This is a genomic window from Acidovorax sp. ACV01 (assembly GCF_014851495.1).
Lineage (GTDB): Bacteria > Pseudomonadota > Gammaproteobacteria > Burkholderiales > Burkholderiaceae_C > Acidovorax > Acidovorax radicis.
The window spans coordinates 309,207-324,246 of record NZ_JACUZT010000005.1 but is presented as its reverse complement, the minus strand read 5'-3'; the positions used below and the strand labels follow the sequence as shown (position 1 = coordinate 324,246).

General features: G+C 61.6%; 10 protein-coding genes and 1 other RNA gene. 6 read left to right on the top strand and 5 right to left on the bottom strand.

The genetic code is table 11. The features are described 5' to 3' along the window. Positions 1–820: 820 nt before the first annotated feature. The 5 genes from IB243_RS16575 to ompA form a co-directional block, all read right to left on the bottom strand. A complete protein-coding gene (locus IB243_RS16575; RefSeq protein ID WP_192428373.1) occupies positions 821–2,080 on the bottom strand; it encodes a site-specific integrase in 1,260 nt (419 codons plus the stop codon). Positions 2,081–2,298: 218 nt separating this feature from the next. Then, positions 2,299–2,685, bottom strand: a transfer-messenger RNA (tmRNA) gene (gene ssrA, locus IB243_RS16570). A 12-nt stretch (positions 2,686–2,697) separates the two neighbouring features. Further along, positions 2,698–3,363: an HAD family hydrolase gene (locus tag IB243_RS16565; protein WP_192428372.1), complete on the bottom strand. Its 666-nt coding sequence runs from the start codon at positions 3,361–3,363 to the stop codon at positions 2,698–2,700. Between the two features lie 11 nt (positions 3,364–3,374). Then, complete coding sequence (gene ubiG / locus IB243_RS16560) at positions 3,375–4,085, bottom strand: bifunctional 2-polyprenyl-6-hydroxyphenol methylase/3-demethylubiquinol 3-O-methyltransferase UbiG (RefSeq protein WP_057270636.1); 711 nt, start codon at positions 4,083–4,085, stop codon at positions 3,375–3,377. Between the two features lie 92 nt (positions 4,086–4,177). Further along, positions 4,178–4,819, bottom strand: a complete 642-nt coding sequence (gene ompA, locus IB243_RS16555; RefSeq protein WP_029414265.1) for an outer membrane protein OmpA — start codon at positions 4,817–4,819, stop codon at positions 4,178–4,180. 224 nt (positions 4,820–5,043) lie between these two features. Between ompA and gyrA the strand changes: the two genes are divergently transcribed. From gyrA to rpsA, 6 genes are all read left to right on the top strand, one after another. After that, entirely contained in the window at positions 5,044–7,716 is a 2,673-nt protein-coding gene (gyrA, locus tag IB243_RS16550) for a DNA gyrase subunit A (RefSeq protein ID WP_010465743.1), read from the top strand. A 109-nt stretch (positions 7,717–7,825) separates the two neighbouring features. Next, complete coding sequence (serC, locus tag IB243_RS16545; RefSeq protein ID WP_010465744.1) at positions 7,826–8,935, top strand: 3-phosphoserine/phosphohydroxythreonine transaminase; 1,110 nt, start codon at positions 7,826–7,828, stop codon at positions 8,933–8,935. A gap of 68 nt (positions 8,936–9,003) precedes the next feature. Beyond that, complete coding sequence (pheA, locus tag IB243_RS16540) at positions 9,004–10,101, top strand: prephenate dehydratase (protein WP_010465745.1); 1,098 nt, start codon at positions 9,004–9,006, stop codon at positions 10,099–10,101. Positions 10,102–10,113: 12 nt separating this feature from the next. Further along, complete coding sequence (locus IB243_RS16535; protein WP_010465746.1) at positions 10,114–10,998, top strand: prephenate dehydrogenase/arogenate dehydrogenase family protein; 885 nt, start codon at positions 10,114–10,116, stop codon at positions 10,996–10,998. 50 nt (positions 10,999–11,048) lie between these two features. Next, on the top strand, positions 11,049–13,091 hold the full coding sequence (locus tag IB243_RS16530) for a bifunctional 3-phosphoshikimate 1-carboxyvinyltransferase/cytidylate kinase (protein ID WP_192428371.1): 2,043 nt from the start codon (positions 11,049–11,051) through the stop codon (positions 13,089–13,091). Positions 13,092–13,300: 209 nt separating this feature from the next. After that, on the top strand, positions 13,301–14,986 hold the full coding sequence (gene rpsA / locus IB243_RS16525; RefSeq protein WP_010465748.1) for a 30S ribosomal protein S1: 1,686 nt from the start codon (positions 13,301–13,303) through the stop codon (positions 14,984–14,986). Positions 14,987–15,040 lie beyond the last annotated feature (54 nt).

The following is a 15,040-nucleotide window of genomic DNA, read 5'->3' as shown; positions in this document are numbered from 1 at the left end:
AGGTAGGGCAATTGGTGGTTGTGCTGCGGGGCCGAAGCAGAGGGCTCCGGCTGATCTGGCGTTGTTGTCGCCACCAAGGATGGGCTGGGATCTGAGAAAGGGTGTGCGCTAGCGGGACGGCACCTTGCAGCGCCAATGCCAAAGGTGCTGCGCCAGATGCTGAGAAATCGCACGGTGCATGTATGTCTTCACGACGCTCGATATTCGAGGCCGTGAATGCAGCAACTGCGCGCCGCCTAGCGACACCCTGGACTTGAAACCTGAACCGAGTGCGTCCGTAGGCAGCATCTGCACTGCTTGCGCAGGAAGTGACCTTCAAGGGGGAGGCCAGCGACTGCCTGAAAGCAGTCGCTGCGCGGTGAACGACCGTCGCACGCATGTAGGAGTTCCCTCGTTTCTCTCATCATGCGCATAGGTTGTCAGATGGCCTTCGGCCAAGCTAGGTTGGCCTCACCTTTTCCTCCCTCGCTACATAGATGCAGAGCTCTATTGCAAACTGTTCTTATTGGTGGGGATGGTACGGGCAATGGCGGATGCGAATTGTGACAAATCGTCTTCATCTAGTCCTGGCAACTGCTGCGGCTGCTTCATCTGTCTGCGATACCTGGACAGCGTTTCCAGTGTTGATGCGCTTATGACTGCTCTGGAGGTGTGACCGGGCAGTGGAATATTGCCTTGACTGACTGTGATCGCTGCAGAACGGCCGTTCACTCCGCCAAGCTCATACGCTTTGCCGACAGGGCCTCAACATCAGTTGGAGAGAAACTGCCATCGATTCATGGCAAACCACCGCAGTGACCAAGCCCAGCGAAACGGCAGATCAGGTATTTGCGTTGCCAAGAGTGTTGGAAGTCGCCTTGCCTGCTGCTTTGCCTTCCCTCAGCCTATCCAGATAGTCTGCCCACCGCTGCATCATTTTCGTCCGATGGGCTAGGTACTGGGTCCTGTTGTAAGCGCGCCCATTAGCATCCTTCACAGCGTGAGCAAGTTGCGCTTCGATGACCAGCGGGTCAACATCCAATCGTTCCGCCAACATGGTTCGCGCCGTGGCACGAAAGCCATGCCACGTCTGGATCTCCGGCGTATAGCCCATGGTGATGAGTGCAGTGCGCACCGAGTTCTCTGAAATAGGCCTGCTGTGGCTGCGCTCGCCAGGAAACACCAATGCGCCGTGACCTGTCAACGGGCGCAGTTCTCGCAGCACTTTCACAGCCTGGGTGGAAAGAGGCACCAGATGTGGATCCCCGTTTTCCTTCCCGTCCTTGCCCCGCTTCATCCGCGCAGCCGGAATCGTCCAGAGGGCGGCGTCTAAGTCCACTTCCGCCCAAGCTGCACCACGCAATTCGCCAGGACGCTGAAACAACAAAGGCGCCAACTGTAGTGCCGCCCGCACGATAGGCCCGCCCTTGTATGCCTGGATAGCGCGCAGTAGCTCACTCAGTTTGGCCGGTTCGGTAATGGCAGCGAAGTGCTTGCCGCGGTACGGAGACAGCGCGCCTTTGAGATCTCCCGTGATGTCCCGTCCTACCCTGCCTGTCGCGACCCCGTAGCGCCAAACTTGGCGAGCCAACATCAATCCACGATCGGCCGTCTCTACAGCCCCGCGCTCTTCCACCTTGCGCAGGGTTGCCAGCAGTTCCACCGGCTCAATCTCAGCTAGGCGACGCCCCCCAAGCCACGGAAAGAGATCACGTTCGAACTGGCGCAGCGAGCGCTCGGCATGAGAATCACTCCATAGAGGCTTCTGTTTGTCGTACCACTCCAGAGCGACAGCTTTGAAGGTATCCCCGGCACTAGCAGAAGCCTTCAGCCTTTCCACTTTTCTGGCATGCACAGGATTTATTCCTGTCGATTTCTGCAGCCTAGCGGTATCACGAGCCTTGCGAGCTGCCGTCAGGCTGACCGAGGGATAGCTGCCCAAAGCCATACGCCCTTCCTTGCCCTCATGCCGATACTTCCAGAACCAGCGCCTCGATCCTCCGGGAGCAACCTCCAGATACAGGCCTCCCGAGTCCGACAAACGCTCCCGCTTCGATGAGGGGGAACAGACGGCGTTGCGGCACTGTGCGTCGGTCAACATGGGGGAACACCTCCAGAGGTTTAGCTAGGATTTCCCCTCTGAAACGGGGGAACAAACGCCACCAGTCTACCCTTTTCGGATTTTGTTCCCCCGTCTGTTCCCCCGCCTCAGCCTGGCTGCCAGGAAACCGCTCCGGACGTCTACACACCGTAACCCATTGATTTACCAAAGAAAAAGGGCGTTCACCGGATGTTGGTGAACGCCCTTGGACGTCGTAATGGTGGAGCTGGCGGGAATTGAACCCGCGTCCGTAAGCCTTCATCGGGCAGATCTACATGTTTAGCGGTCTGATTTGAATCTCGCTACCTGTGTCGCGCAGTCGCACGCTACACAGGCCGCCAGTACCCTATTTTCTTGCCCCAACCCAAGGTACCCGGATCAGAGCCAGCCCATGTAATTATCCTTGCAGCCGGGAGGCGCTGATTACTCAGAACCCCCTTGCCCAGCCCATCGGCCAACTGTTGCAAGGCTCACTGGCAATTAAGCAGCGAGTGCGAAACGTTCGTCGTTTGCAGTTAGTTTTTTAAATCGAGATTTACGAGCGTGACTCAAGCTCGACATGCACCACACCGATTCCGAACCCACGTCGAAACCAGGACAGCCCCAGAACTTCTATTTTAGGCGGTCCCCAGCAATTGCAAGAGCTCGGACGGAGATTTAATTGCCGCGTGGGCACCCCACTCCATCGGGTTCGTCTTGGCCCCCAGATATCCGTAGGTTGCCGCAACAGTCCCCATGCCCGCAGCGAGGCCCGCCACAATGTCGCGCTCATCGTCGCCTACGTAGATGCACTGGCCGGGTTCAATTTTCAAACGGGATGCCGCTTCTAGCAAAGGGGCAGGATGGGGTTTTGCATGGGGAGTGGTGTCTCCACTTACCACGGCCCCTGCGGTCGCAAACAATGGGATCGCACGGGTCAGAGGATCGGTAAAACGGGCCGCCTTGTTGGTGACCACACCCCAAGCAAGCTTGCGCTGCAGGATCTGGGACACCAGTTCTGGCACTCCTTCAAAAATGCTGGTGCGCTCTGTCATGCGCAACTCGTAGTTCACGAAGAACTCCTCGCGCATGGCTAGAAATTCTGGATGGTCGGGCGCCATGCCAAATGCCTCACCCAACATGCCGCGTGCACCAGCCCCCGCCATAGGGCGATACCGCGCCAGTGGCAGGGATGGCAAGCCCCGGTCCGTGCGCATCTTGTCAGCAGCAGCACCTAAATCTGGGGCACTGTCAATCAGCGTTCCATCCAGATCAAACAGCACCGCGCGAATATTTTGAAACATAGCTTTCGGTGTCAGGCAGTGCGGCGGGTGGCAAATAGGTAGTTCACGCTGGTGTCGTCACTCAGCCAGTAACGCCGCGTGAGAGGGTTGTACTCCAGGCCCCTGGTGTTCTGAACATTAAGGCCCGCACCGCGACAACTGGCCGCCAGTTCGCTGGGCCGAATCATTTTGGCGTATTCGTGTGTTCCACGGGGTAGCATGTTCAAGACATATTCGGCGCCCACGATGGCCAACATAAAAGCCTTGGCGTTGCGATGAATGGTGGAAAAAAACACCCACCCGCCCGGCTTCACCAGTTCAGCGCAGGCACGCACCACAGACGCCGGGTCAGGCACGTGTTCCAGCATTTCCATGCAGGTCACCACGTCAAAACTGGCTGGCTGTTCTTTGGCAAGCGCCTCCACACTGACTTCCCGGTACTGGATGTGGGTGGTTTGGGCCTCCAGCGCATGCAACTGCGCCACTCGCAGGGCCTTGGAGGCCAGGTCAATACCGGTCACATCCGCGCCTTTTCGGGCCATGGAATCAGCCAGGATGCCACCACCGCAGCCGACGTCCAGTACGCGTTTGCCCGACAAGTTGCACTGCGCATTGATCCAATCAAGTCGCAACGGGTTGATCTGGTGCAAAGGGCGAAATTCACTTTCAGGGTCCCACCAGCGATGGGCCAACTCCGAGAACTTGGCCAGTTCGGCCGGGTCTGCATTAACAGTTTCACTCATGTCGCTGATTCTCCACGACGCAAGACAATGGATAAAACCCCAAACGCAAAAAAGCCCCGTTACCGGGGCTTTTTTGTGAAGCAATCCGAGGATTACTTGGAAGCGCGGGTACCGACCACTTCGATTTCCACGCGACGGTTCTTCGCACGGCCTTCGGCAGTCTTGTTGTCGGCGACGGGTTGCTTTTCACCCTTGCCTTCGGTGTAAACGCGATTCTTTTCGATGCCCTTGGACACCAAGTAAGCCTTCACGGCTTCGGAACGACGCACCGACAGCTTCTGGTTGTAAGCATCGGAGCCCACGGAGTCAGTGTGACCCACGGCAATGATCACTTCCAGGTTGATGTCCTTGACCTTGGAGACCAGGTCATCCAGCTTGGCCTTGCCTTCTGGCTTCAGCACCGACTTGTCGAAGTCGAAGAATGCGTCAGCGGCGTAGGTCACCTTGGTGGCCACAGCGGGTGCTGGAGCAGCTGGGGCTGGAGCAGCGGCAGCAGGAGCTGGGGTGGCAGCTGGAGCGGCGGCAGCAGGAGCTGGAGCAGCGATAGCGCCATCGCAACCTGGGGCAGCCGTTGCAGGCGTCCAGTTGGCATTGCGCCAGCAGTATTCGTTGGTGCCGTTCTTCCAGACCAGTTGGCCAGAAGCATCTCTCCAGTTGTCAACGGTTTGTGCGCCAGCGGCGGTTGCGAGCGCTGCAGAGGCAAACAACATCGCCACTTTGTTCAGTTTCTTCATGGTTCTCCTCTTGGGGAAAAAGCCGCAGCCGCGCTGCGAATCAGGACGCTTGGAGTGACCATCACCCAAAGCGTTCAAACGATTGTGCCATACGTAACAGGGCAAAAGCGGGGGCACCCACCTGGGGCCCGTAGGACAAAACCGGAATTGCTTCGATATGTTGCGTGGTCGCTACACGCTCTTACCTCTAAAATGGTTCTCCTTCGCCGCCACCGCCGTCCCCAATGACCCAGTTTGCCAAAGAAACCCTGCCGATCAGCCTCGAAGAAGAGATGCGGCGCAGTTACCTTGATTACGCGATGAGCGTGATCGTGGGCCGGGCCCTGCCCGACGCGCGCGATGGCTTGAAGCCTGTGCACCGCCGCGTACTTTTTGCGATGCACGAGCTCAACAACGACTGGAACCGACCTTATAAAAAGTCGGCCCGTATCGTGGGCGACGTGATTGGTAAATACCACCCCCACGGTGATTCTGCTGTCTACGACACCATCGTGCGAATGGCGCAGGATTTTTCGCTGCGCCACATGCTGGTAGACGGCCAGGGAAATTTCGGGTCAGTGGATGGAGATAACGCTGCTGCAATGCGGTATACCGAAATCCGCCTGGCCAAAATCGCGCATGAAATGCTGGGCGATATCGACAAGGAAACGGTCGATTTCGGCCCCAACTATGACGGTAGCGAAAAGGAGCCGCTGGTATTGCCCAGCAAACTCCCCAATCTGCTGGTGAATGGATCGGCCGGTATTGCCGTGGGCATGGCCACCAACATCCCGCCACACAACCTCAATGAAGTGGTGGATGCCTGCCTGCACATGCTGCGCAACCCGGATGTGTCTATCGACGAATTGATGGAGATCATCCCGGCACCTGACTTCCCCACCGCCGGCATCATCTACGGCATCAATGGCGTGAAGGACGGCTACCGCACAGGGCGCGGGCGCGTGATCATGCGTGCCAAGTGCCACTTCGAGGACATTGATCGCGGACAGCGCCAAGCGATCATCGTGGATGAGCTGCCCTACCAGGTCAACAAGAAGACGCTGCAGGAGCGCATGGCGGAGCTCGTGCACGAGAAGAAGATCGAAGGCATCAGCCACATCCAGGATGAGTCCGACAAGTCGGGCATGCGCCTGGTGATCGAACTCAAGCGCGGCGAAGTGCCCGAAGTGGTGCTCAACAACCTGTACAAGCAGACGCAGCTGCAGGACACCTTCGGCATGAACATGGTGGCGCTGATCGACGGCCAGCCCCGCCTGTGCAACCTGCGCGATTTGATCAGCGTCTTCCTGCAACACCGCCGCGAGGTTGTCACCCGCCGCACGGTGTTCGAGCTGCGCAAGGCGCGCGACCGCGGCCATGTGCTCGAAGGCCTGGCCGTGGCGCTGGCCAACATCGACGACTTCATCGCCATCATCCGCAACGCCCCCACTCCGCCGGTGGCCAAGGCCGAGCTGATGGCCCGCCCGTGGGACAGCAAGCTGGTGCGCGAGATGCTCACCCGCACGCGTGCTGATGGCGGCGTGGTCAACGCCGACGACTACCGGCCCGACGGCCTGGAAAAGGAACTTGGCATGGGCCAGGACGGCCTGTACCGCCTGTCGGAAACGCAGGCCCAGGAAATCCTGCAGATGCGCCTGCAGCGCCTGACTGGCCTGGAGCAGGACAAGATCGTGGCCGAGTACAAGGAAGTCATGGCGGTCATCGAAGACCTGCTGGACATCCTGGCGAAGCCCGAGCGCGTATCGGTCATCATCGGCGACGAACTTACCTCGATCAAGACGGAATTCGGCCAGCACAAGCTGGGTGCCCGCCGCAGCATCGTCGAATACAGCGCACAGGACCTCTCCACCGAAGACCTGATCACCCCCACCGACATGGTGGTCACGCTCAGCCACACGGGCTATATCAAGAGCCAGCCTTTGTCCGAATACCGCGCCCAAAAGCGCGGCGGGCGCGGCAAACAGGCCACGGCGACCAAGGAAGACGACTGGATCGACCAGCTCTTCATCGCCAATACGCACGACTACATCCTGTGCTTCTCCAACCGGGGCCGCCTGTACTGGCTCAAGGTCTGGGAAGTGCCTGCTGGATCGCGCGGCTCGCGGGGCCGCCCCATCGTCAACATGTTCCCATTGCAAGACGGCGAAAAGATCAATGTCGTGCTGCCGCTCACGGGCGACATGCGCACCTTCCCGGCAGATCGCTATGTCTTTATGGGCACCAGCATGGGCACCGTGAAGAAAACGGCGCTCGATGAATTCAGCAACCCGCGCAAGGGCGGCATCATCGCCGTCAACCTGGACGATGGCGACTACCTGATCGGCGCGGCGCTGACCGATGGCCAGCACGACGTGATGCTGTTCAGCGACGGCGGCAAGGCTGTGCGCTTCGACGAAAACGACGTGCGCCCCCTGGGTCGCCAGGCCCGCGGCGTGCGCGGCATGATGCTGGAAGATGGCCAGAGCGTGATCGCCATGCTGGTGGCTGAGGATGAAACGCAAAGCGTGCTCACCGCCACCGAGAACGGCTACGGCAAGCGCACCAGCATCGTCGAATACACCCGCCACGGCCGTGGCACCAAGGGCATGATCGCCATCCAGCAAAGCGAGCGCAATGGCAAGGTGGTAGCCGCCACGCTGGTGCATGCGGACGACGAGATCATGCTGATCACCGACAAGGGCGTGCTGGTGCGCACCCGGGTCTCCGAGATCCGGGAACTGGGCCGCGCCACGCAGGGCGTGACGCTGATCGCGCTGGACGAAGGCTCCAAGCTCAGCGGCCTGCAGCGCATTGTTGAAAACGATGCCAACGTGGCCGACCCCGAAGCTGATGGTGAAGGCACCTCCGACGGCGAAGCCCCGCCAGCCGCAGACACCCCGGAAACACCAGACGCCTGAGCCAGCCCGGCGGGTGCGGCGCCCATGGTGCCGCACCCAGTATGCTATTAAAACTGAAGCTGCTGGCGCTTACCTAATAAGCGCCAGCAGCCTTTTTGATTCAAAAAACATGACACGCCCGTACAACTTCTCGGCCGGCCCGGCCGCCATACCCACCGAAGTCCTGGAGCAGGCAGCCGCCGAGATGCTGGATTGGCATGGCAGCGGCATGGGCGTGATGGAAATGAGCCACCGGGGCAAGGAGTTCCTGTCCATCTACGAACAGGCTGAAGCTGATCTGCGTGCACTTCTGGCCGTGCCCTCGCATTTCAAGATCCTGTTCATGCAAGGCGGTGGCCTGGCCGAGAACGCCATCGTCCCGCTCAATCTCTCGCGCGCTGGCGTGGTCGATTTTGTGGTGACCGGCAGCTGGAGCCAGAAGTCGCAGAAGGAAGCTCGCAAATACGCGTCCGAAGTGAACATCGTGGCCTCCGCAGAAGACACCGGCTTCACCACCCTGCCCGACCCGGCCTCCTGGACGGTCAGCCGGGGCGCTAGCTACCTGCATCTCTGCAGCAACGAGACCATCAATGGCACCGAGTTCCACCAGCTGCCCGACCTGAAGGCGCTGGGCACCGATGCCCCCCTGGTCATTGATTTTTCGTCCCATGTCGCATCGCGGCCCGTGGACTGGTCGCGTGTCGGGCTGGCCTTTGGTGGCGCGCAGAAGAACCTGGGGCCTGCCGGCCTTACGCTGGTGATCGTGCGTGAAGACCTGCTGGGCCATGCCCTGCCCGCCTGCCCCAGTGCGTTTGACTACCGCGTGGTGGCAGAGAACCAGTCGATGTACAACACCCCCCCCACTTGGGGCATCTACGTTGCGGGCCTGACCTTCCAGTGGCTCAAGCGCCAGACCGAAGGGGCGTTGAGCGGCGTCGAAGCCATGGAGCAGCGCAACGTGGCCAAGGCCGAGCTTCTCTACGGCGCCATCGATAGCTCGCAGCTGTATGTGAACAAGGTGGCGGCCAACTGCCGCTCGCGCATGAACGTCCCCTTCTTCCTGCGCGACGAAAGCCGCAATGACGCCTTCCTGGCCGGCGCCAAGGAACGCGGCCTGTTGCAACTCAAGGGCCACAAGTCCGTGGGTGGCATGCGTGCCAGCATCTACAACGCCATGCCGCTGGCGGGTGTGCAGACGCTGGTGGACTACATGCGAGAATTTGAGCAAAAACACGCCTGAGAAGGCGTGAACGCTGGCGACACACCGGTCAAAAAACAGCCCCGCAGCAAGAAGACATTTCCCCATTCATGAACACTCCGCAAGCCTCACCCGACCTCGCCAGCCTGCGCGTGCAGATCGACTCCATCGACCAGCAACTATTGACGCTGCTGAACCAGCGGGCGCTGGTGGCCGAGCAGGTAGGCGAAGTGAAAAAGCGCGAAGGCACGCCATTCTTTCGCCCTGACCGCGTGGCGCAGGTGATCGAGAAGATCCAGACGGCCAACCCCGGCCCGCTCAAGGGGCCCCACGTGGCCGCCATCTGGCGCGAAATCATGTCCGCCTGCCTGGCGCTCGAATCGCCCCAGCGCGTGGCCGTGCTCGGCCCCGAAGGCACTTTCTGCGAGCAGGCCGCCATCGAATTCTTTGGCGGCGCGGCCGACCTGATGTACTGCGCCAACTTCGACGAGGTGTTCCACGCCACCGCGGCTGGCAGCGCCCAGTACGGCGTGGTGGGGGTAGAGAATTCCACCGAAGGCGTGGTGACCCGCTCGCTCGACCTGTTCCTGCACACCCCCACCCATGTGGTGGGTGAAGTCAGCCTGCTGGTGCGCCACAACCTGCTGCGCACCAGCAACTCACTCGATGGCATCGAGGTGGTGCTGGCCCACCCGCAAGCGCTGGCCCAATGCCAGGCGTGGTTGACCAAGCACCTGCCGCATGCCGAGCGCCGCCCCGTATCGAGCAACGCCGAGGGTGCCCGGCTGGCCACCACCAACCCGGCCTGGGCCGGGCTGTCGAGCGAACGTGCTGCCACACAATTTGGCCTGCATATCGTCGCCCACGCCATCCAGGACGACGCGTACAACCGCACGCGTTTTGCCATCATCTGCCTGCCCCACACGCTGCAGACGCCGCCGCCCTCGGGCAAGGACTGCACCAGCCTGGTCGTCTCGGTGCCCAACCAGCCCGGCGCCGTGCATGACCTGCTCGTGCCCCTCAAAACACATGGCGTGTCGATGACGCGTTTTGAATCGCGCCCCGCACGCACGGGCCAGTGGGAGTACTACTTCTACATCGACCTCGACGGCCACCCCGCCCAGCCCCACGTGGCACGGGCCCTGGAAGAATTGCGCAGCCTGTGCGCGTTCTACAAGGTCCTGGGAACCTACCCCGTGTCCTCGTAAGGAGCCGCCGCCATGTTTGAACAATTGGGATTGATCGGCTGCGGGCTCATGGGCGGCTCGTTTGCGCTGGCCATGAAGAAGGCCGGCCTCGTCAAGCGCGTGGTGGGCTACAGCAAGTCGCCTTCCACCACCGACCGCGCCCGCCAGATGGGTGTGATCGATGTCGAGGCCCCCTCCGCCTTGCTGGCCGTGGCCGGTGCAGACATCGTGCTGGTGGCCGTGCCCGTGGCCGCCACCGAAGCCACGCTCAAGGCCATCAAGCACCTGGTCACCCCCCAGATGCTGATCATGGACGTGGGCTCCACGAAGGCCGACGTGGTGCAGGCCGCGCGCCGCGCCCTGCGCGACCAGGTGGGCTCCTTTGTGCCCGCACACCCCATCACAGGACGCGAAGTTTCGGGCGTGGAACATGCCGAGGCCGATCTCTACAGCGGGCGCCAGGTCATCCTGACCCCCACCGAGCGCACCTTCACCGCACAGCTGCAAAAAGCCCAGGAGATCTGGACAGCGCTGGGCAGCCGCGTCTCCAGCATGTCGCCCGAGTCGCACGATGCAGCTTTCGCGGCCGTCAGCCACCTGCCCCATGTGCTGGCCTTTGCCATGATGAACAGCATCACGGGCCAGGCACACGGTGACGACTTCCTGTCGCTGGCGGGCCCGGGGTTTCGCGACTTCACGCGCATCGCCGCCAGTGACCCCAAGGTGTGGCGCGACATCCTGCTGTCCAACCGCGAAGAGCTGATCGCCCAGTCCAAGCTGTTCCAGCAGGCGCTGCACACCCTGGAGCAGGCCATGCAAAAGGGCGATGCCCAGGCACTGGAAGACATGCTGACCCTGGCCAGCGAGACCCGTGCCCACTGGCGCATGGGGGCCCAAAGAACCTCCAAACAGCGCTGACCCGCCCACCCACTGCTGCGCCAGCGCGCACCACCTGCTCCCTAGCCCCCATGTTCAGCACCGCCTTCCTCGACCTTCCTGCGCTTGACGCTGCCGGAGGCGAAGTCCACCTGCCCGGCTCCAAGAGCATCTCCAACCGTGTGCTGCTGCTGGCCGCGCTGAGCAACGGCACCACCACAGTGCACGACCTGCTGGCGTCCGACGACACCCGCGTGATGCTTGATGCGCTGCGCCAGATCGGCTGCACGGTGGATGAAGCGGGCAGCACCGTGCACATCACAGGCCTGGGCGGCCGCGCACCCCAATCGCCGGCCCAGCTCTTCATGGGCAACGCCGGCACTGCCATGCGCCCCCTCACGGCCGCGCTGGCCTTGCTGGGGGGCGAATTCGAGCTGTCTGGCGTCCCGCGCATGCACGAACGCCCTATCGGCGACCTGGTGGACGCGCTGCGCCAGCTCGGCTGCCAGATCTACTACCTGGGCAACGACGGCTACCCGCCGCTGCGCATCGCCCACGCCAACGGTGTGCCCGCCTTGGCGCTCGCCACCCCCATCCGCGTGCGCGGCGATGTGTCAAGCCAGTTCCTCACCGCCCTGCTCATGGCACTGCCCCTGGCAGCTGGCTCCCAGAACATCGTGATCGATGTGGTGGGAGAGCTGATTTCCAAGCCCTACATCGCGATCACACTCCAGTTGCTCGCACGCTTTGGCATCGTGGTCGAGCACCAGAACTGGCAGCGGTTCACGATTGCAGCGGGCAGCCGCTACCAGTCGCCGGGCGCCATCCATGTCGAGGCTGACGCCTCGTCCGCTAGCTATTTCATAGCGCTTGGCGCAATCACATCAAGCGCCAGCGGCCAAAAAGGCATCAAAATTCAGGGCGTGGGCCTGGAGTCGATCCAGGGTGACATCCGCTTTGTCGAAGCGGCCCGTGCCATGGGCGCCGTGATTACCGGCGGCCCCAACTGGCTGCACATCCAGCGTGGCGAGCCTGGCCAGGGCTGGCCGCTCAAGGCCATCGACCTGGACTGCAACCACATCCCCGATGCCGCCATGACCCTGGCCGTGATGGCGCTGTATGCCGAGGGCACCACCACCTTGCGCAACATCGCCAGCTGGCGTGTGAAGGAGACCGACCGCATCGCCGCCATGGCCAACGAGCTGCGCAAGCTCGGCGCCAAGGTCGAAGAGGGCGCGGATTTCATCCGCGTGACCCCGCCCGCGCAAAGGGCCGACTGGAAACCCGCCAGCATTCACACCTACGACGACCACCGCGTGGCCATGTGTTTCTCGCTAGCAGCCTTCAACCCGGCAGGCCTGCCCGTGCGCATCGAAGATCCCAAATGCGTGGCCAAGACCTTCCCTGACTACTTTGAAGCCCTGTTCTCGGTCGCGCAGACCGCCACGGACCATATCCCAGTGATCTGCATCGATGGCCCTACCGCCTCCGGCAAGGGAACGGTGGCTGCGGCTGTCGCACAGCGCCTGGGCTACCGGTTTCTGGATTCGGGCGCGATGTACCGTATCACCGCGTTGGCCGCCCTGCGCGCCGGCCTGGCCATCGATGCGGCCCACGAAGCCCGCATTGCGGCCATGGCCCAGACGCTGCCCGTGCGCTTCGAAAACGGCCGGGTGTGGCTGGGCAGCGACGATGTGACGGAAGCCATTCGTACTGAGGAGGCCGGCATGAACGCGTCCCGCGTCTCCGCCCTGCCCGCTGTGCGCGAGGCCCTGGTAGACCTGCAACACAGCTTCCGGCGCTTGCCCGGGCTGGTGGCCGACGGCCGCGACATGGGCACGGTGATCTTTCCAGAGGCCCCTCTCAAGGTGTATTTGACGGCCAGCGCGGCGTGCCGCGCCGAGCGGCGTTATAAACAGTTGATTTCAAAGGGTTTTTCGGCTAGTATCGAAGACCTTCGCGCAGATCTGGAAGCGCGCGACGCCCGGGACAGTACCCGCAGCGTCGCTCCTCTCAAGCCCGCGCAGGACGCTCTGGTCCTGGACAACTCCACCTTGACGATTGATGAAGCCGTCGAGCAGGTGCTGGCTTGGTGGCAGGAGCGCCAACCTTTCGCAGGGTCTGCGCAAGGTTGAAACGTGTGGGGCCTTCCGTCAAAAACGGGGCTCCGCAAGCAAGGCTGAAAGGCCCTGCAACAGGCCCACGCAACCCCTCTCGCGCGCCAGCGCACAGGTTGTGTGGATCGATAACCTAACCCGCGGTTCTACCGCAAAAAACCACCGCAAGCAGCTATAAAAACGGTAGCAATAGTGCTACTGGAATCCTGTTTGTGGCAAGGAAACACATGTCCGAATCTTTTGCCGCCCTTTTTGAAGAATCTTTGACGCGCACGGAAATGCGCCCAGGCGAAGTCATCACCGCTGAAGTCGTGCGCGTCGAGCACAACTTCGTGGTCGTGAACGCTGGCCTCAAGTCCGAAGCCTACGTGCCGCTGGAAGAGTTCAAGAACGACAAGGGCGAAGTCGAAGTCCAAGTGGGTGACTTCGTGTCGGTGGCCATTGGCTCCATCGAAAACGGCTACGGCGACACCATCCTGTCGCGCGACACGGCCAAGCGCCTGGCTTCCTGGATGAGCCTGGAAAAGGCCCTCGAATCCGGCGAATTCGTCACTGGCACGACCAGCGGCAAGGTCAAGGGCGGCCTGACCGTCCTGGTCAACGGCATCCGCGCATTCCTGCCCGGCTCGCTGATCGATACCCGTCCGATCAAGGATCTGACGCCGTACGAAAACAAGACCATGGAATTCAAGGTCATCAAGCTGGACCGCAAGCGCAACAACGTGGTGCTGAGCCGCCGCGCTGTGGTGGAAGCCTCCATGGGCGAAGAGCGCGCCAAGCTGATGGAAACCCTCAAGGAAGGCTCCATCGTTCAAGGCGTGGTCAAGAACATCACCGAATACGGTGCGTTCGTGGACCTGGGCGGTATCGACGGCCTGCTGCACATCACCGACATGGCATGGCGTCGCGTGCGTCACCCTTCCGAAGTGGTGACGGCTGGTCAGGAAATCACGGCCAAGATCCTGAAGTTCGACACCGAAAAGAACCGTGTCTCGCTGGGTCTGAAGCAAATGGGCGACGACCCATGGATGGGCGTGAACCGCCGCTACCCACAATCGACCCGCCTGTTCGGCAAGATCACGAACATCGCCGACTACGGCGCATTTGTGGAACTCGAACCCGGCATCGAAGGCCTGGTGCACGTCTCCGAAATGGACTGGACCAACAAGAACATCGCTCCCGCCAAGCTGGTTTCGCTGGGTGACGAAGTCGAAGTCATGGTTCTGGAAATCGACGAAGACAAGCGCCGCATCAGCCTGGGCATGAAGCAGTGCAAGGCCAACCCATGGCAAGAATTCGCACAGGACACCAAGCGCGGCGACCGCGTCAAGGGTCCTATCAAGTCGATCACCGACTTCGGCGTGTTCGTGGGCCTGGCTGCCGGCATCGACGGCCTGGTGCACTTGTCCGACCTGTCGTGGAACGAAGCCGGCGAAGCCGCGGTTCGTAACTACAAGAAGGGCCAGGAAGTGGAAGCCATCGTGCTGGCCGTGGACGTGGACCGAGAACGCATCTCGCTGGGTATCAAGCAGCTCGACGGCGACCCATTCACCACGTTCGTGACCGTGAACGACAAGGGCCAGACGGTGACCGGCAAGGTCAAGACCGTGGACGCCCGTGGCGCTGAAATCGACCTCGGCGAAGACATCGTGGGCTACCTGCGCGCTTCGGAAATCTCCCGCGACCGCGTGGAAGATGCCCGCAACGTGCTCAAGGAAGGCGACGAAGTCACCGCTGTGGTGGTCAATGTGGATCGCAAGACCCGCAACATCCAGCTGTCGATCAAGCAAAAGGACATGGCTGACGAACAAGGCGCCATGGCCAACCTGAGCCAACAGTCCAGCCGCGAAAGCGCCGGCACGACCAGCCTGGGCGCCCTGCTGCGCGCCAAGCTGGACAACTCGGAAAAGTAAAGCGCTGACCCGTTAAACGGTCAGACAGCGGGCGCCTCGGCGCCCGCTCTTTTT